Origin of the sequence: Bradyrhizobium sp. AZCC 2289 (assembly GCF_036924615.1) — a bacterium.
Lineage (GTDB): Bacteria > Pseudomonadota > Alphaproteobacteria > Rhizobiales > Xanthobacteraceae > Bradyrhizobium.
In genome coordinates this window covers 8386561-8405553 of record NZ_JAZHRY010000001.1, presented here as the reverse complement: position 1 = coordinate 8405553, position 18993 = coordinate 8386561, and the positions used below count along the sequence as shown (strand labels likewise).

Here is an 18993-nt window from a genome sequence, read left to right as displayed (position 1 = left end):
GAAAATCCCCGCGGGCAAAAATCCCGCGAGGATCAATCTGAAAGCCAGGTTACGATCAATCGATGATCTTGATGACCTTGCGGGTGCGCGGCTCCACGATCACGCGGCGATCATTGACGACCGCATAACGATATTCGGTGTGGCTCGGCACGGTCCGCAATTCGACGGTCGGCGGCAGCGGCTCGCCGACCACGACGCGCTCACGGACCACGACCGACGGCTCGCCTCGCGGGATCGCCGAAAACACCGCATTCGGAATTTCCAGACCGGCGCCGACGGCCGCACCCACGGTGCCGCCAACGACTTCGCCGACCGGACCGGCTACGTCGCCACCGGCGCGCGCGCCATCGCGAGCGCCCTGCGCGGTGGTCGATTGAGCGAAAGCCGCGCTAGAGATCAGCAGCGAGGTAGCGATCAGCGAAACGGCAAGACGGTTGTTCATCGTGTCCTCCAGTGATTGATGACGCGGTTCAACCGTGGGGACAAAAAGATGTTCCGGTTCCACCTGCCGCGAATATCGCCACCTAGCGACATTTTTGTTTGTGCGTGCAATCGGAACCGGACCGGAACCTAGTGCGCTGTGGGGGCGACCGCCATCAAGGGCCGCACCAGAAGCGGAAGTTGCCGGTGTAGGTCTATTGCTTCCGCCCCTACTGCCCCGAGGAAGTCCGAATACTCATGCTATCCCGGAATGCTGATGCCGCGTCCACATGCGTCGTTGATAAAGCAGGCCTGAAGGGCGTCATCGAGCTGATCCGACCGCGCGCCGTCCAGTTTCACATCCGGAAATCCGTGACTGCGAAGATAAACCTGCATCTGCAGGACTGCGCGAACGCCGCCGAACCTGACGATGGATTCCAAATCCCGCTTCGCTTCTGCAGGCTTCCCGGTTCGGGTCAACGCAATCGCGCGCTGAACATACAGATCCACGAAACCCGGTCCGGCTGGAAGCATGGGGGGCTGATCCTCCGGTTTTGCGAGGATGGCATTCAAATCGTCGAGCGCGCCGGCATAGTTGCCGGACATTGCCCGCACGATCGCGCGTATCTGAAAAGCATCCCTGGTGGGTCGTACTGCAAGCAATGCGGTTGCGTCATTCCCAGCTTCGCTCGCCTTGCCCATTCGCATACGAATTTGGGCTCGGAACAGCAGATTTCTGGGATTGTCCGGCTCAAGCGTAAGAGCAGAACTCAAGCTCTCCTCGGCTTCGTTGAGACTGCCAATCCGAGCAAGGATAAGCGAACGAATCCAGAGCGCGTCGACATTCGCAGGATCAATTTCAAGAGCCTTGTTGACGTGTTGTAGCGCAACCTGCTCGTCCTTGTCGAAAAACAGGTACGCTCTCGTCGCCAATGCGTTGGAATCCGCCGGGTTGATTCGGAGCGCCAGTTCAACATCGTTCATCGCTTCGCCGGATTTGCCGGGTATCCTCAGGCGTCCCCGCAGTAGTAGAGCCGCAGTATTGGCGGGATCGTCGGCGATTGCTGCGTCCAACTCGAGGATGGCCTGCTCGAGCCGGATGAGCGAAATCAACTGTTTGGCTCGCTCGATTCGCTCCTGCGACCGGCGTTCGGGGAAGGACGTTGCGTTTACCGGAGGCGGATCGCATTCGCCTCTTTTGATGGCCGCATAGCCACCATTGCAGGTCTTGCCACCCCATGAGCGGATGGGACCGGCGGTTCCCAAGCGGTCGAATGCGAGACACGGCGCGATCAACAATCCGACCGCAAGAACCGCGGCGACTGCACAGAGACGGTTTATGCCAGGTGACATTTCTGCCTCAGTTACAATACTTATCAAGCATGCAAGCCCGGACCGCATCTTCGAAGGCAGGCGTCAGTTCGGTGAGGTCCTCGCTTGATCGCCAATATCCGGCACGGCTCAGGGCGTGCATGGTACCCCGGCGTTCTGCGGGACTGACCGCCACAGCATGCAAGGTGTCGGCAACGGCGAGGTCGGTCTGATCCAGTTCCCGGTACACGGTGGCGCGCATTCGCAGGGCTAAACCGAAATGCGGAGCGAGCTTCAGGGCACCATCGAATGCAGCCAGCGCGTCCTGAGCCTTCCGAAGACGCATATGCACCACGCCCTTCGCATAAAACGCGTCAGTATCGACCGAGCCAAGCGATATCGCGTCATCCAGGTCGGAAAGCGCCTCCCTTTCCCGTCCGTCCTTATAGGCGAGGAATTTACCCCGGACCGCCAGCGAGAGCGCTGAACGGTTATAGGCGACAGCAGCATTGAGATCCTGATCGACCCGCTCGGGCTGGCGGAGTCCATCGTAAACCCGTGCACGATTCTCCAGGGCGAGAACATGGAAGTCTAAACGATCACCCTTGTAGTCCAGGTAGCCCTGGCGGTTGATGTCGGCAGGTGGCATTGAGACCAACACATCGGCGTCCTTCAGAGCTTCATCAAATTGCCGTTGCTCGGTGTTGTTTCTGCTGCGGAATATCAGCGCATAGGCATCCTTTGGGTCTGCCGCCAATGCCATTGCGTAGTAACGATTGGCCTGCTCCCTGTGACCAGAGGTCTCCAACTTCGCTCCGATCGTGCGCAGCGCGTGCCCGTTTGACGGGTTCAGGGCCAAGGCCTTTTGAAGGAAGGATACGCCTTCCTCCTGACGCCCCCCGCGAAACGCAATGTTGGCACGGGCTACAAACAGCTCCTCGTTTTCGGGTGTCAGGCCGATCGCTGCGTCGTAATCTTGTCGCGCGAGATCGAAGCGCTTGGTGTTGTGATAGCCCATGCCCCTGATGAACAAGGCATAGCCACGATCGGCAGCTGACGTCGTCTCCTCAACGATGATCTTCGAGCACGGCTCGATCGCCGTGTCGGGACTTGTTTCGACCTGTGCGAGCGAGCACCCGACCGATTCCAGCGCGAAGGCCGCCTCGGGACCAGCGCCCGCAACACTTGCCATCAAAAATGAGCCGAAGACAGCGCCCCGCATCATCACCAAACTCACTGCAAGAAATACGACACTGGAGCCAACGCGTTCGATCTGGGACACAGTTTTTGCTGGACCGACCTGATGTCCGCGACTGTGGCGAGCAGCGCCGCACCTGAAGTCGCGCGGATCGTCTGGCCACTGCAAATGCGGATCCCGCTGGTAAGATCGGTGCTCGCTTCCGCCGTGCACGATCGACGATCGAGAATGTCATTGCCGTCGCGGGCGAAGCAGCCGGCGCCGGTATCCCGTATCGAAGCACCCGACGATACCTGGCTCGAGCACCCGAGGGCAGCCAAGGTGAAGGCAATGCACGCAATGTTCCGGTCGATCATGTTCGGGCTCTTGTTCTCAGGCCCTGGAGGCATACACGCAGGAGTTGGCTCGTCGGTAAATCCGACAGCTAAATTTTTAGCGAATGCGCGTTGCAGGGCGCCAACTACACCGCCAAGGCTGAACGGAACCTGTATCGCGACCGCTACGGTTGCATTCCCGCCAAAAGCAAAATGCCGCCCGACGATCGGGCGGCATTTTCTATTGGCTCGCGTTCAAATCGCTTACAGCAATCCCGCGCCGCGCGCCCATTTGTATTTGGCGCCCAGCACCTCGACCGGCAGTTCGGTCGAATAGGCATAGGACGGGATGCCGTTCTGGTAGAGATATTCGGCGGCCTCCTCGACCTCGACGTCGCCGGCGAGCGAGGCGACCATCGGCTTCACAAAGCCCTTGGCCTCCATCTCCTTCTTCACCTCGACCATGTTGCGGGCGAACACCATCGGCGGCGTCACGATGGTGTGCCAGTAACCGAGGATCAGCGCGTGGATGCGGTCGTCCGACAGACCGAGCTTGACGGTGTTGACGTAGGTGATCGGCGGCTCGCCGCCAGTGATGTCGACGGGATTGCCGGCGGCGCCGAACGGCGGGATGAATTTCCGGAACGCCGCATCGAGATCCGGCGGCATCGCCATCAGCGACATCCCGTTGTCGACCACCGAGTCCGACAACAGCACGCCGGAGCCGCCCGCGCCGGTGATGATCAGGATGTTCTCACCCTTCGGCGTCGGCAGCACCGGCACGCCGCGCGCGAATTCGAGCAACTGCCTCAAGCTGCGGGCGCGGATCACGCCGGACTGCTTGAACACGTCCTCGTAGATCTTGTCGTTACCGGCAAGCGCGCCGGTGTGCGAGCTTGCTGCCTTGGCGCCGGCCGAGGTGCGGCCGGCCTTGAGCACGATCACCGGCTTCTTCTTCGAAACCCGTTTTGCCGCTTCCGCAAAGGCGCGGCCATCCTTCAGGTCTTCGCAGTGCTGGGCGATCAGATTGGTGTTCGGATCCTGCTCGAAGAAGGCGAGCAGATCGTCCTCGTCGATATCGGACTTGTTGCCGAGGCCGACGATCGCGGAGACACCCATCTTGGCCGAGCGCGAGAAGCCGATGATCGCCATGCCGATGCCGCCGGACTGCGACGACAATGCCGCGTGGCCCTTGACGTCATAGGCCGTGCAGAACGTGGCGCAGAGATTGGCCGGCGTATAATAGAAGCCGTAGATGTTCGGTCCCATCAGACGGACATTGTACTTCTGGCCGATTTCGACGATCTCGGCCTGCAATTCGGGCGCGCCCGCTTCGGCAAAGCCCGACGGAATCAGAACCGCGCCGGGGATCTTCTTCTCGCCGCATTCGACCAGCGCGCCGGCGACGAATTTTGCAGGGATAGCAAACACCGCGGTGTCGATCACACCGGGCACATCCTTGACGCTCTTGTAGGCCTTGTAGCCGAGAATCTCTGATGCCTTCGGGTGGATCGGATAGATCTCGCCCTTGTAGCCGCCATTGATCAGGTTCTTCATCACCGAGTTGCCGATCTTGCCGTCTTCGGCAGAGGCGCCGATCACGGCAACCGCCTTCGGCTGCATGATCCGGCTCATCGCGGTGACGATTTCCTCGTTCGAGCGCGGCGCCGGACGGGGCTTGTAGTCGAAGTCGACGACGATGCGCACGTCGGCGGCGATCGCATCCTTCTTGGTGGCGAATACCGGGTTGAGATCGAGTTCGACGATTTCGGGGAAGTCGCTGACGAGCTGCGACACCTTGACGATGACGTCGGCCAGCGCCTCGCGGCTGACCGGATCGCCGCCGCGCACGCCCTTCAGCATGTCATGGGCCTGGATGCCGTCGAGCATCGACAGCGCGTCGTCCCTGGTTGCGGGCGCGAGGCGGAAAGTGATGTCCTTCAGCACCTCAACCAGCACGCCGCCGAGGCCGAAGGCAACGAGCTTGCCGAACGAGCCGTCGGTGATCGAGCCGACGATGACCTCGGTGCCGCCGGCCAGCATCTGCTGGACCTGGATGCCCTCGATCTTGGCATCGGCTTTATACTTCTTGGCATTCGCCAGAATGGTCTCATAACTCTTTTCGGCATCGGCCGCGGTCTTGACGCCGACTACCACGCCGCCCGCTTCGGTCTTGTGCAGGATGTCCGGCGAGACGATCTTCATCACCACCGGGAAGCCCATGTCGGCCGCGAGCTTCGCGGCTGCGCTGGCAGATTTGGCCACGCCCTCTTTCGGGACCGGGATGCCGTAGGCATCGCACACCAGTTTGCCTTCCGGCGCCGTCAGGCTGGTGCGTTTATCCGCCTTGACCGCATCGAGCACTTTGCGGACGGCATGTTTTGGCATTGGCGCCACAGGATCGGGGATCTTGCGGGCCGCATCTGCAGAATTTGACATTGGCTTCCTCCTGGGGCTAATTTGATGGCATTTGGTATGCCAGCGAAGAGATTGTCAAGACCGACGAACCTGTGGAAACGCTGAAAACACGGGCAACTTGACAATCTGGCATTTGGTATGCCAAAAATCTTGCGGTATTCTTCTGCTACAAGACGTCTCCCAATGGATGGAGACGAATCGTGCCCGCACGTAAACAACCCAAGGCGTTGCCTGCTATGGCTGAGGCAGATATCGCGATCGTTCGGATTGCGCCTGAGACGAGCTTCAAGAACAAGGCCTATGAGGCCTTGAAGGAAGCCATTCTCAAGATGGATATCTATGCGACGCCCGAACAGGTGATGCTCGATGAGCGCGCGCTGTCCGAGCGCCTCGGCGTCAGCCGCACGCCGATACGCGAAGCGATCGCGATGCTCGAGCAGGACGGCTTCGTCAAGACCGTGCCGCGCCGCGGCATCGTCGTGGTCCGCCGCACCAAGACCGAGATCGTTGACATGATCCGCGCCTGGGCGGCGCTGGAGAGCATGGCAGCAAGGCTGATCACGACCACGGCGCGCAAGAAGGACATCACGGCGCTGCGCGATTTCTTCAAGGATTTCAACCAGGACCGTCTGCCGCAGGACCATATCGAGGAATATTCCAAGGCCAACATCGCCTTCCATCAGGCGCTGATCTCGCTTTCGGAATCACCGGTGCTGGTCGACATGACCAACGACATCCTGCTGCATGTGCGTGGCTATCGGCAGCTGACGATCGGACGGAAGGATCGCACCGCGACCTCGCTGCCCGAACATATGGGCATCATCGAAGCGCTCGAAGCGCGCGACACCGAGCTTGCCGAGAAGCGCGCCCGCGATCACACGCTGGGGCTCGCCGCCTACGTCGAGGCGCACGGCCAAGAGCTGTTTACTTAAGTTTACGCAAGCGACCAACTTCACAGAGAAGACGACGCACTCGTCCACGCCGAGAAATGATCAGGGAGAAAGTGGAATGTCCGTAACTGCAGCGAAGAGCATTGATGCAACTGAAGCCGAGCGCGAGCTGACCGACGGCTTTAACCTGATGATCGATGCGCTGAAGCTCAACGGGCTCACCACGATCTACGGGGTGCCCGGCATTCCGATCACGGATTTCGGCCGCATGGCGCAGGCCGCGGGCATCCGGGTCATCTCGTTCCGCCACGAGCAGAACGCCGGCAACGCGGCGTCGATCGCGGGCTTCCTGACCAAAAAGCCCGGCGTTTGTCTGACGGTTTCGGCGCCGGGTTTTCTCAACGGCCTCACCGCGCTGGCCCACGCCACCACCAACTGTTTTCCGATGATCCTGATCTCGGGCTCGTCCGAGCGCGAGATCGTCGACCTGCAGCAGGGCGACTATGAGGAGATGGACCAGCTCGCGATCGCCAAGCCGCTGTGCAAGGCGGCGTTCCGCGTGCTGCACGCCGCCGACATCGGCATCGGGCTGGCGCGCGCGATCCGCGCCGCGGTCTCGGGGCGCCCGGGCGGCGTCTATCTCGATTTGCCCGCCAAACTGTTCGGCCAGGTGATGGATGCCGAGGCCGGCAAGAAGTCGCTGGTCAAGGTGATCGACGCCGCGCCGGCGCAGATACCCGCGCCCTCGGCGGTCAAGCGCGCGCTCGACGTCCTCAAGGGCGCAAAACGTCCGCTGATCATCCTCGGCAAGGGCGCGGCCTACGCCCAGGCCGATGACGCGATCAAGAGCCTGGTCGAGAAGAGCGGCATTCCGTTCCTCCCCATGAGCATGGCCAAGGGATTGTTGTCCGACACCCATCCGCAATGCGCCGGCGCGGCGCGTTCGACGGTGCTGAAGGACTCCGACGTCGTGATGCTGATCGGGGCGCGCCTCAACTGGCTGTTGTCGCACGGCAAGGGCAAGAGTTGGGGCGATCAGCCGAAGAAGTTCATCCAGATCGACATCGAGCCGAAGGAGATGGACTCCAATGTCGAGATCGTCGCCCCCGTGGTCGGCGACATCGGCTCCTGCGTCACGGCGCTGCTCGAGGGCATGGGCGCCAACTGGGCGGCGGCGCCGTCCGACTGGACCGGCGCGGTCGCCAAGAAGCGCGAAGAGAACGTCGCCAAGATGGCGCCGCGGCTGATGAACAACAACTCGCCGATGGACTACCACGGCGCGCTCGGCGTGCTCCGGACCATCGTCAAGGAACGGCCGGACGCCATCCTCGTCAACGAGGGCGCCAACACCCTCGATCTCGCCCGCGGCGTCATCGACATGTACCGGCCGCGCAAGCGGCTCGACGTCGGCACCTGGGGCGTGATGGGCATCGGCATGGGCTATGCCATTGCGGCCGCAATCGAGACCGGCAAGCCGGTGCTCGCGGTCGAAGGCGACTCGGCGTTCGGCTTCTCCGGCATGGAGGTCGAGACGATCTGCCGCTACAAGCTGCCGGTCTGCATCGTCATCTTCAACAATGACGGCATCTACCGCGGCACCGACGTCAATTCGGTGGGCGCCGATCCGGCGCCGACCGTGTTCGTCAAGGGCTCGCGCTACGACCGGATGATGGAAGCGTTCGGCGGCGTCGGCGTCAACGCGACCTCACCGGATGAACTGAAGCGCGCCGTCAACGAGGCGATGGATTCCGGCAAGCCGACCCTGATCAACGCGGTGATCGATCCCGCCGCCGGCTCCGAAAGCGGCCGCATCGGCAACCTCAATCCGCAAAGCATCTTGAAGAAGAAGTGAACAGACCTTCAACCCAATACGCCCTGCGGTCGCGGGGCATAGTACGGAGCAAAGACGATGACAAAGGCGCTCGAGGGCGTACGCATTCTCGATTTCACCCACGTCCAGTCGGGACCGACCTGCACGCAATTGCTGGCCTGGTTCGGCGCCGACGTGATCAAGGTCGAGCGCCCCGGCGTCGGCGACATCACGCGCGGCCAGCTGCAGGACAAACCGAATGTCGACAGCCTGTACTTCACCATGCTCAACCACAACAAGCGCTCGATCACGCTCGACACCAAGAACCCGAAGGGCAAGGAAGTCCTCACCGCGCTGATCAAGAGCTGCGACGTGCTGGTGGAGAATTTCGGCCCCGGCGTGCTCGACCGCATGGGTTTCCCCTGGGAGAAGATCCAGAGCATCAACCCGAAGATGATCGTGGCCTCGATCAAGGGCTTTGGCCCCGGACCGTATGAAGACTGCAAGGTCTATGAGAACGTCGCGCAGTGCACCGGCGGCGCCGCCTCCACCACCGGCTTCCGCGACGGGCTGCCGCTCGTCACCGGCGCGCAGATCGGCGACAGCGGCACCGGCCTGCATCTGGCGCTCGGCATCGTCACCGCGCTCTATCAGCGCACCGTCACCGGCAAGGGCCAGAAGGTCACCGCCGCGATGCAGGACGGGGTCTTGAACCTTGCCCGCGTCAAGTTGCGCGACCAGCAGCGCCTCGCCCATGGTCCGCTGAAGGAATACAGCCAGTTCGGCGAGGGCATTCCGTTCGGCGACGCGGTGCCGCGCGCCGGCAACGATTCCGGCGGCGGTCAGCCCGGCCGCATCCTCAAATGCAAGGGCTGGGAGACCGATCCCAACGCCTACATCTATTTCATCACGCAAGCACCGGTCTGGGAGAAGATCTGCGACGTGATCGGCGAGCCGACCTGGAAGACCCATCCGGATTACGCCAAGCCGCCGGCCCGGCTGTCGCGATTGAACGAAATCTTCGCGCGCATCGAACAGTGGACGATGACCAAGACCAAGTTCGAGGCGATGGATATCCTCAACAAGGACGACATCCCCTGCGGCCCGATCCTGTCGATGAAGGAGATCATCGAGGACCAGTCGCTGCGCGCGACCGGCACCGTGGTCGAGGTCGATCATCCGACCCGCGGCAAGTACTTTTCGGTCGGCAATCCCATCAAGATGTCGGACAGCCCGAGCGAGGTCACCCGTTCGCCGCTGCTCGGCGAACACACCGACGAAATCCTGCGCCAGGTGCTCGGCTTCACCGACCATCAGGTCGCCGAGATCCACGCTTCCGGCGCCCTCGATCCGCCGCGGAAGCAGGCAGCGGAGTAGGCGCTGCACCCGTTTTGAAAACCTTAGCAAGGCCGCCGGAGTTCCGGCGGCCTTTTCGTTTTGGCAATCAACCGCGCTTCGAAATCGAATCGAGGTTGGCTTCCAGATACGCCAGGGCTGCGCGTCCGAATTCGTCGCCCAGCGCCGTCCACGACAGATCGTTGAGCGCCTCGTCCGACGCTCGCGCCTTTGCGAGGATCGCCGCCGTGATGATATGAAACGACACACGGACCATGAGTTCGGCCTTGTCCTTCGCGACGCCTTCCAGGAACGGGAGCAGCGCCTCGCGATATCTGGAGAAAATGCGGCGCCGCCCGCTTGCGCCGATTCGGTCCATCGCCGAACTGCCGGTCTGTACGGAGAACAGCGCGCGATACAATGTCTCGTCGCCGGCGAAGGTGTCGCATGTCGCGCCGGCGAAGCGGAGGATCAGATCGGAAATGTCCCTGAACTGGCGCAGCGCCAGACGCTCGTCGACCGCGGACTCGATGCGCGCGGTAACGTCGTATTTGATCGCCTGAAGCAACTCCTCCTTGCCGCGAAAGCGGCGGTAGATGTTTCCTACCGGCAATGCGGACGCCTCCGCCACCTCGGCCATCGAAAAGCCGTCGACGCCTTTCGTCCTCAGCAGCTGTTCGGCGGCCGTCACGATCTTCGCCAGCGCCGCACGGCTGCGCTGCTGCTGCGGCCGCAGGACGTGAGGTGACGTTTCGAATGTCGACATGACGGCAGCAATACCATCATGTCGGCAGTCCAACAACGCGCCGGCCCGGCCCTGCCTCATTCGCTGCGCGGGATCGCCGGCAGCACGAGGAACGAATCATGCGCTCCCCCCGCGGCGATGGTCGTCACGCCGTTGAACTCGGGCGGCGGCCGGTCGACCGGATCGCTGTGCAGGAACACGCCCGAACCGCGTCCTCCCATCGCATTTTCACCGGCATTGGCGGGCGGGCGCTGAAAATCGGCGCCTTCGATCCGCAGCGCCAATTTGTATCCGGAGTGAACCATGACCGACGTCGGCCAGATCTCGACGTCGACCGGATAGAACTGGCCAGGGGTCAGCTTCTGTACCTCGTCGAAGGTGTACCGGGGCTGGTAGGACTTCGATCGCTCGACGTCGAGCTTGCGCCGTGATGCGCGCAGCCAGCCCTGGGCCAAAGGCGAGGCCGTATCCGAAGCACCGAGGAAGGTGACCTCGCGCCCCTTCTCGTCGAAGAGCTGCAGCGTAACGAACAAATCCGCATCCGTGGTGGACGAGGCGATCCAGAGATGGGCGGCAAGCGGTCCGGTGAACTCCATGGTCCGATCGAATGCCATCTCGAACACGGCGGCGGTCTTTCCGGCATCGAACGTCAACGCGGCTTCCGCCTTTGCCGGCTCGGTGCTCAGCCGGCGATCCTTCGCATCTAGATGATAGCTGACATACCGGGTCCGGGGAATCGGCCAGCCCTGTTCGGATCGCGTCGTCCAGTTGGCGCGCGCCGGATCGCGCTCGACCAGGGACACAGGAGGCGTCGTCTCCCACTTGTTGTCGATACCCTTCAGATAGTGATCGAAGAACCGATGCTGAAGCGCGATCCCTTCGTCGCTGTAGAAGCTGTCGTCGTGCGTCCCGGTGTGCAGAAAGAGCCACTTCTCCATCGAGGCCGCCTGGACAAATCCCTCGTAATTGCCCCTGCCATGCAGCCCCGGCGCCGAGAGGTTGCCGGCCGACAGCAATGGCGTGCGGATTCGACCCAGCATCGCATTGCGCTCCAGATTGTAGGCATCGAGCAAGGAATGATCGTGCGCGTCGTCGACCAGATTCCTCCGGTTGGCCTTGAGCAGAACCTCCCCAAGCGGCGCGCCGGTCGGCGCCAGCCCGGTTCCGGGATCCTTGTAGGCCGTGAGCGCGTTGCCGTTCTGATTGGGAAGGATTTGAACCATAGCTGAAGAAAGACGTTGCTCTCGATACCTCCGTGAAACAGAGCCTCCCGATACAGGTCGGAGGCACCTTCCCATGGAATGATCGCGGCAAGATGAGGCGGCTGCAACGCCGCGACCTGCCATTGATTGATGGCCATGTAGGAGATGCCGAGCAGGCCCACCTTGCCGTTCGACCAGGACTGACCGGCGGCCCATTCAATCGCATCGTAGAAGTCCCGCGCCTCGCGCGCCGACCCCAGATCGAGATAGCCCGGCGAATAACCCGAGCCGCGCACGTCGAGCGCGATGACGGCGTAGCCGTCTCCCACCCATCGCTCAGGATCGGTGTGCTCCCAGCGCATGAAGCGACAGGAAGATTGCACGGAGACGTCCGGGTTTGCCTTCAGCAGTTGAGCCCAGCCCGCCGCATAGGCGCCCTGAAACGTTGCATCCTTGCCGTACGGCCCCTGCGCCATCACGACCGGATAGGTTCCGGGCTTCCTGGGACGAAAAACATTGGCGTAGACAATGTGACCGTCGCGCAAGGTCACGGCGACATTCTGGTCGTAAATCATCGTCGCTCCGCTTTTCAGCGCGACCTCTTCGTGCGCGTGCGGAACGCCATCGTTCGATGGCGGAGCGGCCTGCGCGGCGAAAGCCAGGCTCAATCCCGCGATCAATGCGAGAAGGCCTCTTCCGGACGAGTTCACGAATTGCATCTGCTTTCTCCCAATGGGCCGCGCTGAAGGCGGCCATCGAGCTCCATTAGCTGGAGATTAATGTGAATGCAAATCTTATTCGCATTTTTCTGGCGAGAAAATCACAAGATGTTGCACTGCACACGCAAAATTGCTGCTATGCAAACAAAGGCGTTGTTCTTGGCATCTGGTATACCTAGATTGTCCTGAGATCACGGGGCGGCTGACGGCTGCCCACCAGGAAAGGGGACACAATGTCCAAGACTGCTTCGATTACGCTCCGGCCTTCCAGCACCCTGTTCGGCCGCCTGTTGGCCACCATCGACCGGTTGCTGATGAAGAGCGCCGAAATCGCGAACCGAAACGGCGACCTTCCCCGCATCGGCCTCTGAGCGCCGCGCACCCGGCGTTCTGCCGATCGCTGGTTTCGTTTCGGGACGCGATCCGAAATCCTACCTTCGACCAATGGCCTCGATTTTCGAGGCCATTTTTCTTGCGTTGGAGTACTCTCCTACCGCGGCGGTGCAAGCAGCTTATGCGGCATTTGCGCACGTTTGTGCTCGCGTCGCTTGTAGCTTGGCATGTCGAATAGCCAAATGGCCGCCGGATAGCGCTCAACAAAGTCAGAAGCGCATCGGGAGGGAGCTATGACGGAGATGGTTCAGGCAACGGGCCCCTCAGCCGCCCGTGTCAGCGACACCTATCGCTGGACGCAACTCCTGATCGGCGTCGCCGCGATGGTGATGATCGCAAATTACCAATATGGCTGGACGTTCTTCGTCCCCGACATCCAGAAAAAATTCGGCTGGGACCGCGCGTCGATCCAGTGGGCCTTCACGCTCTTCGTGCTGTTCGAAACCTGGCTGGTGCCGGTCGAAGGCTGGTTCGTCGACAAATACGGTCCGCGCCTTGTCGTCCTCATCGCCGGCATCCTCTGCGCGCTCGGGTGGGCGATCAACGCGCAGGCGACCACGCTCAACGGCTACTATCTCGGCATGATCGTCGCGGGCATCGGCGCCGGCGCCGTCTACGGCACCTGCGTCGGCAATGCGCTGAAATGGTTTCCCGACAAGCGCGGCCTCGCCGCCGGCATCACGGCAGCAGGCTTCGGCGCGGGCTCGGCGCTGACGGTCGCGCCGATCCAGGCGATGATCCAGGATTCCGGCTTCCAGACCACCTTCCTCTATTTCGGTCTCGGACAAGGCATCATCATCGTAATCCTCGCCTTCTTCCTGTTCGCACCGAAAGCGGGACAGGTCCCAGCCACCGTCCAGCGCGGTAATGTCATCCAGAGCCGCCGCAACTATGCGCCGACCGAAGTGATCCGTGAGCCGATCTTCTGGCTGATGTACTTCATGTTCGTGCTCGTCGGCGCCGGCGGATTGATGGTGACGGCCAATCTCAAACCGATCGCGGTCGACTGGAAAGTCGACAACATTTCCGTCACGCTGGTCGGGTTGACGATGACGACGGTGACGTTCGCCGCGACCATCGATCGAATCCTCAATGGCCTGACGCGGCCGTTCTTCGGCTGGATCTCCGACATGATCGGCCGCGAGAACACGATGTTCATCGCCTTCGGCATCGAAGGCGTCGGCATCTGGGCGCTGTACATGCTCGGCCACGATCCGGTCTGGTTCGTGATCCTGTCGGGCCTGGTGTTTTTTGCCTGGGGCGAAATCTACTCGCTGTTCCCCTCGACCTGCACCGACACTTTCGGCGCGAAATTCGCCACCACCAATGCGGGCCTGCTCTATACGGCCAAAGGCACTGCCGCGCTGCTGGTGCCGATGGCGAACTACATGCAGCAGGCGTCGGGGCATTGGGACACCGTGTTCGTCATCGCCGCCGGCGCCAACATCCTGGCATCGCTGCTTGCGCTCGCCGTGCTGAAACCCTGGCGCAGGACGATTGTCGCCAAAGCGAGCGCATAAGCGCCAACATCAACGCGGTCTGAACGAAGCGCTCGGCCCTTGGGTCGAGCGCTTTTTCCTTTGCCCGGCATCCCTGAAGCTGTGCCGAACTGGCCCGGCCGGGCGGTGGAACTTCTCCCGCGATTATGCTGTCCCGCGATTATGCCGCACCACAGCCTAAGGATGGGCTTGCATTCTGGGATATAGTATACCAACATCGGTCTGACGCTTGCGACACTAGGTCACACAAAAGAGCGCGCTTGGGGAGGACTTGATGGTTTCCAACAGTACCGCCACAGCTTCAGCACCGTCGTCCAGCAGCTTCCGCTGGCTTCAGCTCGTCATGGGCATCGTCTGCATGGCGATGATCGCGAACCTCCAATACGGGTGGACGCTGTTCGTCGACCCGATCGATGCGAAAAATCACTGGGGCCGCGCCGCGATCCAGCTCGCGTTCACGATCTTCGTGGTGACGGAGACCTGGCTGGTCCCGATCGAAGCCTGGTTCGTCGATAAATACGGTCCGAGCCTGGTCGTGATGTTCGGCGGTGTGATGATCGCGCTGGCCTGGGTGCTGAATTCCTACGCGGATTCGCTGACGCTGCTTTACGCTGCCGCTGTTCTCGGCGGCATCGGCGCCGGCGCAGTCTACGGCACCTGCGTCGGCAACGCGCTCAAATGGTTTCCGGACCGCCGCGGCCTTGCTGCGGGAGCAACCGCCGCCGGTTTCGGCGCAGGCGCTGCGATCACCGTGGTGCCGATCGCGAGCATGATCGCCACCAGCGGCTACCAAAGCGCGTTTCTCACTTTCGGCATCGGACAGGGCCTGATCGTTTTCGTTCTCGCCTTCTTCATCCGTCCGCCATTGGTGGCGATGCCCGCGAAAAAGAAGCAGCTCCATTTGCCGCAGACCAAGATCGACTTCACGCCGCCGCAAGTGCTGCGCAGCCCGATCTTCTGGGTCATGTATGCGGTGTTCGTGATGGTCGCGGCCGGCGGCCTGATGACGGCGGCGCAAATTGCGCCGATCGCGCATGACTACAAGATCGCCAACACGCCCGTCAGCCTCGCCGGTTTCCAGATGGCCGCGTTGACCTTTGCGATCTCGCTCGACCGCATCTTCGACGGTTTTGGCCGCCCGTTCTTTGGCTGGGTGTCTGACACGATCGGCCGCGAGCACACGATGTTCATCGCGTTCGGAACGGCCGCGATCATGCTGTTGACGCTCTCGGCCTACGGCCACAATCCGATCGTGTTCGTGCTGGCGACCGCCGTTTACTTCGGCGTGTTCGGCGAAATCTACAGCCTGTTTCCGGCAACCTCCGGCGATACGTTCGGCGTGAAGTACGCCACCACCAACAACGGCATGCTCTACACCGCAAAAGGAACCGCCTCGCTGCTGGTTCCGCTCGCGAGCGTTGTCGCCGCCAGCTACGGCTGGCAGGCGGTGTTCGTGATCGCGGTTGCGCTCAACGCCACCGCGGCCTTGATGGCACTGTTCGTGATCAAGCCGATGCGGCGCGCGTTCATCCTGGGCAACGAAGCCGCCGCCGAGGAAGCGGCGGCGCGCAAGGTCAAAGCCGCCTGACAGCCATCCAGTCCCGGACAAAGAGGCGCACTCCGGTGCGCCTCTTTTTTTGCCTGCCGCCGCAGGAATACAAAATACAACGAAACATTTTCGCCCCTGAGGCACTTAAAAATCAATGCGTCCCCGGCGGTCAGAATGTCAGCATTACTGCCGTAAAAATAAGTGCTTCTTGAACGGGGATCAGCGAACGACGCGGTATTGACAATTGGCATTATGTATACCAGTATTTGCACAGATTCACATCAGAGGAGGTCGCAATGCAAGTCGGAGACGTCCTGCGCAAGAAATCTGGCCGTGTTGCAACGATCAGAATGAACGAGACGGTCGCTATCGCCTGCCAATTGATGCGCTCCGGTAATATCAGCGCGCTCGTGGTCAAGGACGTCGTGCGCACCGAGTGCAATACCGCGGTCGGCATGTTCACCGAGCGCGACGTGGTGCGCGCGATCGCCGAACACGGCGCGGCCGGCGTCAACCTGAAAGTGTCGCAACTGATTTCGGTGCAACAACTGGTGTCCTGCAGTTCGTCCGACTCGCTCGAACACGTTCGGCGCCTCATGAACCGGCACCACATCCGCCATCTGCCGGTGATCGACAATTACAGCCTGATCGGCGTCATCAGCATCCGCGACATTTCGACCGCGTTCGACGAGGAAGCCAACGCCACGCTGGCCATTTCGGCCTGACATTTGTTCGGAGCCTGAACACCGGCGCGCCGGCCTGAGACACGTCCAGCGCCGGCGCAGGCTCATACGACGGAAATGTCCGCCCGGCGGAAACAAAAGCCCCCGCTTTTGCATGATTGCGATGCCCTGACCTGCCCCGCCTCCGGTAGACTTTTGCCGGGGCTAACGGCATCCTGCCCCTCGAAAACGTACAAACGTGCGCGATATTCCGCGCCGGGGAAACACAGAGGGCAGCACATGATCAAGACGCGATTCACCGAACTTGTCGGCGTCGAACACCCGATCGTGCAGGGCGGGATGCAATGGGTCGGGCGCGCCGAACTGGTTGCGGCCGTCGCCAACGCCGGCGCGCTCGGCTTCATCACCGCGCTGACGCAGCCGACCCCCGAAGACCTCACCAAGGAGATCGCGCGCTGCCGCGGCCTGACCGACAAGCCGTTCGGCGTCAACCTGACCATTCTGCCCTCGATCAAGCCGCCGCCTTACGCCGAATACCGCCAGGCCATTATCGAGGCCGGCATCAAGGTGGTCGAGACCGCCGGCAACAAGCCGCAGGAGCACGTCACCGAATTCAAGAAGCACGGCATCAAGGTCGTGCACAAATGCACCAGCGTCCGCCACGCGCTGTCGGCCGAGCGCATGGGCGTCGATGCGATTTCGATCGACGGTTTTGAATGCGCCGGCCATCCCGGCGAGGACGACACCCCCGGCCTGATCCTGATCCCGGTTGCCGCCGACAAGGTCAAGATCCCGATGATCGCCTCCGGCGGCTTCGGCGACGGCCGCGGCCTGGTCGCCGCATTGGCGCTGGGCGCCGAGGGCATCAACATGGGCACCCGCTTCATGTGCACCAGGGAGAGCCCGATCCATCAGCTGGTCAAGGAGCGCATCGTCGCCAATGACGAGCGCGAGACCGAATTGATCTTCCGCACCATGCGCAACACCTCGCGCGTCGCCAGGAACGCGATCTCGACCAGGGTGGTCGCGATGGAGAAGGAAGGCGCAAAATTCGAGGACGTCCGCGAACTCGTGGCGGGCGCGCGCGGCAAGATGGTCTATGCCACCGGCGACGCCGATGAGGGCATCTGGTCGGCCGGCCAGGTGCAGGGATTGATCCACGATATCCCGACCTGCGCCGAACTGATATCCCGCATCATGCGCGACGCCGAAGCCATCATCCAAAGCCGCCTCGAAGGCATGATGTCCGGCGGCCGGCGTCAGGCCGCCGAATAGGCGGCCGCCCTCCTCCCCCTCGCCCCGCACTTGCGGGGAGAGGGTTGGGGTGAGGGGCTGTCTCCGCGAAAGCGGTGTTAGTTGATAGACCTGTACCCCCTCACCCGGATCGCATCTGCGATGCGATCCGACCTCTCCCCGCAAGCGGACCGCAAGCGGGGCGAGGTAAACTGAACCCGCTTTGAGAGTTGCCCTAAACCTCTTTCCAGCCGTGAGTGATCCCATGAAAGCCTATGTCTACGGCGCCAACGGCGCTGAAATCACCGACGTCGCAAAGCCGTCGCCGAAAGGCACCCAGGTGCTGGTCAAGGTTCACGCCTGCGGCCTCAACCGTGCCGACCTCGGCATGACCAAGGGCCACGCCCATGGCGCGGCCGGCGGCGTCGGCACCGTGCTCGGCATGGAATGGGCCGGCGAAGTCGCCGAGCTCGGCCCGGACGCCAAAGGCGTCAGGGTCGGCGACAAGATCATGGGCTCCGGCGGTGCGGCCTTCGCCGAATATACGCTGGCCGACCATGGCCGCTTGTTCCGCGCGCCCTCCAACATGAACTTTGACGAGGCGGCCACCCTCCCCGTCGCGCTCGCCACCATGCATAACGCGGTCGTCACCAACGGCGCGCTGCAGGCGGGCCAGACCGTGTTGATCCAGGGCGCCAGCTCCGGCGTCGGGCTGATGGCGATGCAGATCGCGAAATACAAGGGCGCGAAAACCGTGATCGGGTCGTCGACGGATGCGATGCGCCGCGGACGCCTGAAGGAATTCGGAGCCGATCTGGCGGTCGACTCCAGCGATCCCGGCTGGGTCGACGAGGTGCTGAAGGCAACCAACGGCGAAGGCGTCGACCTGATCGTCGATCAGGTTTCAGGCCCCGTCGCCAACCAAAATCTCAAGGCCACCAAGATCAAGGGCCGCATCGTCAATGTCGGCCGGCTCGGCGGCACCCATGGCGATTTCAACTTCGATCTGCATGCCGCGCGCCGCATCAACTATATCGGCGTCACCTTCCGCACCCGCTCGATCGAGGAAATTCGCGAGATCTTTGACGAAGTCCGCAAAGACATCTGGCCGGCGGTGGAGAGCCGAAAACTGCAATTGCCGATCGACAAGGTTTATCCGTTCGCCGAGATCGGCAAGGCGTTCGAGCACATGGAAGCTAACAAGCACCTTGGGAAGATCGTGGTGACACTGTAGGGGCGAGGGATGCGCGGACCGGAGCGCCGAGTAAAATCCT

16 protein-coding genes and 1 pseudogene are annotated in these 18993 nt (G+C 62.1%); 9 read left to right on the top strand and 8 right to left on the bottom strand.

Features of this window, described 5'->3' with window-relative positions:
* Window positions 1-55: 55 nt before the first annotated feature.
* From V1289_RS39450 to V1289_RS39430, 5 genes are all read right to left on the bottom strand, one after another.
* Window positions 56-442, bottom strand: a complete 387-nt coding sequence (locus tag V1289_RS39450) for a DUF1236 domain-containing protein (protein ID WP_334404452.1) — start codon at window positions 440-442, stop codon at window positions 56-58.
* Between the two features lie 239 nt (window positions 443-681).
* Window positions 682-1719: a tetratricopeptide repeat protein gene (locus tag V1289_RS39445; RefSeq protein WP_334404450.1), complete on the bottom strand. Its 1038-nt coding sequence runs from the start codon at window positions 1717-1719 to the stop codon at window positions 682-684.
* 61 nt (window positions 1720-1780) lie between these two features.
* On the bottom strand, window positions 1781-3013 hold the full coding sequence (locus V1289_RS39440; RefSeq protein WP_334404448.1) for a tetratricopeptide repeat protein: 1233 nt from the start codon (window positions 3011-3013) through the stop codon (window positions 1781-1783).
* The gene (locus V1289_RS39435; protein WP_334404446.1) at window positions 2965-3285 is read right to left on the bottom strand and encodes a hypothetical protein; all 321 of its coding nucleotides are present in this window, start codon (window positions 3283-3285) and stop codon (window positions 2965-2967) included. The genes V1289_RS39440 and V1289_RS39435 overlap by 49 nt, the downstream gene beginning before the upstream one ends.
* A gap of 222 nt (window positions 3286-3507) precedes the next feature.
* Window positions 3508-5631, bottom strand: a complete 2124-nt coding sequence (locus V1289_RS39430) for an acetate--CoA ligase family protein (RefSeq protein WP_334407851.1) — start codon at window positions 5629-5631, stop codon at window positions 3508-3510.
* A 266-nt stretch (window positions 5632-5897) separates the two neighbouring features.
* Here V1289_RS39430 and V1289_RS39425 point away from each other — a divergent pair, with 266 nt between their 5' ends.
* The 3 genes from V1289_RS39425 to frc all read left to right on the top strand — a co-directional run bounded on the left by V1289_RS39425 (window position 5898) and on the right by frc (window position 9738).
* Window positions 5898-6593 (top strand): GntR family transcriptional regulator, encoded by a 696-nt coding sequence (locus V1289_RS39425; RefSeq protein WP_074280929.1) that lies wholly within the window; start codon window positions 5898-5900, stop codon window positions 6591-6593.
* Between the two features lie 76 nt (window positions 6594-6669).
* Window positions 6670-8403 (top strand): oxalyl-CoA decarboxylase, encoded by a 1734-nt coding sequence (gene oxc, locus V1289_RS39420; RefSeq protein WP_334404443.1) that lies wholly within the window; start codon window positions 6670-6672, stop codon window positions 8401-8403.
* Between the two features lie 57 nt (window positions 8404-8460).
* Window positions 8461-9738, top strand: a complete 1278-nt coding sequence (frc, locus tag V1289_RS39415) for a formyl-CoA transferase (RefSeq protein ID WP_334404441.1) — start codon at window positions 8461-8463, stop codon at window positions 9736-9738.
* Between the two features lie 67 nt (window positions 9739-9805).
* Here frc and V1289_RS39410 read toward each other — a convergent pair whose 3' ends face one another.
* The 3 genes and pseudogenes from V1289_RS39410 to V1289_RS39400 all read right to left on the bottom strand — a co-directional run.
* Window positions 9806-10462 (bottom strand): TetR/AcrR family transcriptional regulator, encoded by a 657-nt coding sequence (locus V1289_RS39410; RefSeq protein ID WP_334404439.1) that lies wholly within the window; start codon window positions 10460-10462, stop codon window positions 9806-9808.
* A gap of 56 nt (window positions 10463-10518) precedes the next feature.
* On the bottom strand, window positions 10519-11664 hold the full coding sequence (locus V1289_RS39405; RefSeq protein ID WP_334404437.1) for a CocE/NonD family hydrolase: 1146 nt from the start codon (window positions 11662-11664) through the stop codon (window positions 10519-10521).
* Window positions 11665-11678: 14 nt separating this feature from the next.
* A pseudogene (locus tag V1289_RS39400) lies at window positions 11679-12218 on the bottom strand (CocE/NonD family hydrolase); the annotation flags it as partial.
* Between the two features lie 377 nt (window positions 12219-12595).
* Here V1289_RS39400 and V1289_RS39395 point away from each other — a divergent pair.
* The 6 genes from V1289_RS39395 to V1289_RS39370 all read left to right on the top strand — a co-directional run bounded on the left by V1289_RS39395 (window position 12596) and on the right by V1289_RS39370 (window position 18953).
* A complete protein-coding gene (locus tag V1289_RS39395; RefSeq protein WP_171986097.1) occupies window positions 12596-12733 on the top strand; it encodes a hypothetical protein in 138 nt (45 codons plus the stop codon).
* A gap of 255 nt (window positions 12734-12988) precedes the next feature.
* Entirely contained in the window at window positions 12989-14275 is a 1287-nt protein-coding gene (gene oxlT / locus V1289_RS39390) for an oxalate/formate MFS antiporter (protein WP_334404435.1), read from the top strand.
* A gap of 253 nt (window positions 14276-14528) precedes the next feature.
* Window positions 14529-15842, top strand: coding sequence for an oxalate/formate MFS antiporter (gene oxlT, locus V1289_RS39385; RefSeq protein ID WP_334404433.1), 1314 nt, complete (start codon window positions 14529-14531; stop codon window positions 15840-15842).
* A gap of 257 nt (window positions 15843-16099) precedes the next feature.
* Window positions 16100-16528, top strand: a complete 429-nt coding sequence (locus tag V1289_RS39380; protein WP_334404431.1) for a CBS domain-containing protein — start codon at window positions 16100-16102, stop codon at window positions 16526-16528.
* Between the two features lie 237 nt (window positions 16529-16765).
* Window positions 16766-17761 (top strand): NAD(P)H-dependent flavin oxidoreductase, encoded by a 996-nt coding sequence (locus tag V1289_RS39375; RefSeq protein WP_334404429.1) that lies wholly within the window; start codon window positions 16766-16768, stop codon window positions 17759-17761.
* Between the two features lie 223 nt (window positions 17762-17984).
* A complete protein-coding gene (locus tag V1289_RS39370) occupies window positions 17985-18953 on the top strand; it encodes a zinc-binding dehydrogenase (RefSeq protein WP_334404427.1) in 969 nt (322 codons plus the stop codon).
* The last annotated feature ends 40 nt before the right edge of the window (window positions 18954-18993 follow it).

Coding starts and splice junctions, on each gene's coding strand:
- V1289_RS39410 (WP_334404439.1), bottom strand. CDS start 10,462: ATGTCGACATTCGAAACGTCACCTCACGTCCTGCGGCCGCAGCAGCAG.
- V1289_RS39375 (WP_334404429.1), top strand. CDS start 16,766: ATGATCAAGACGCGATTCACCGAACTTGTCGGCGTCGAACACCCGATC.
- frc (WP_334404441.1), top strand. CDS start 8,461: ATGACAAAGGCGCTCGAGGGCGTACGCATTCTCGATTTCACCCACGTC.
- oxc (WP_334404443.1), top strand. CDS start 6,670: ATGTCCGTAACTGCAGCGAAGAGCATTGATGCAACTGAAGCCGAGCGC.
- V1289_RS39395 (WP_171986097.1), top strand. CDS start 12,596: ATGTCCAAGACTGCTTCGATTACGCTCCGGCCTTCCAGCACCCTGTTC.
- V1289_RS39380 (WP_334404431.1), top strand. CDS start 16,100: ATGCAAGTCGGAGACGTCCTGCGCAAGAAATCTGGCCGTGTTGCAACG.
- V1289_RS39430 (WP_334407851.1), bottom strand. CDS start 5,631: ATGCCAAAACATGCCGTCCGCAAAGTGCTCGATGCGGTCAAGGCGGAT.
- oxlT (WP_334404433.1), top strand. CDS start 14,529: ATGGTTTCCAACAGTACCGCCACAGCTTCAGCACCGTCGTCCAGCAGC.
- oxlT (WP_334404435.1), top strand. CDS start 12,989: ATGACGGAGATGGTTCAGGCAACGGGCCCCTCAGCCGCCCGTGTCAGC.
- V1289_RS39425 (WP_074280929.1), top strand. CDS start 5,898: ATGGCTGAGGCAGATATCGCGATCGTTCGGATTGCGCCTGAGACGAGC.
- V1289_RS39435 (WP_334404446.1), bottom strand. CDS start 3,285: ATGATCGACCGGAACATTGCGTGCATTGCCTTCACCTTGGCTGCCCTC.
- V1289_RS39450 (WP_334404452.1), bottom strand. CDS start 442: ATGAACAACCGTCTTGCCGTTTCGCTGATCGCTACCTCGCTGCTGATC.
- V1289_RS39370 (WP_334404427.1), top strand. CDS start 17,985: ATGAAAGCCTATGTCTACGGCGCCAACGGCGCTGAAATCACCGACGTC.
- V1289_RS39405 (WP_334404437.1), bottom strand. CDS start 11,664: ATGGTTCAAATCCTTCCCAATCAGAACGGCAACGCGCTCACGGCCTAC.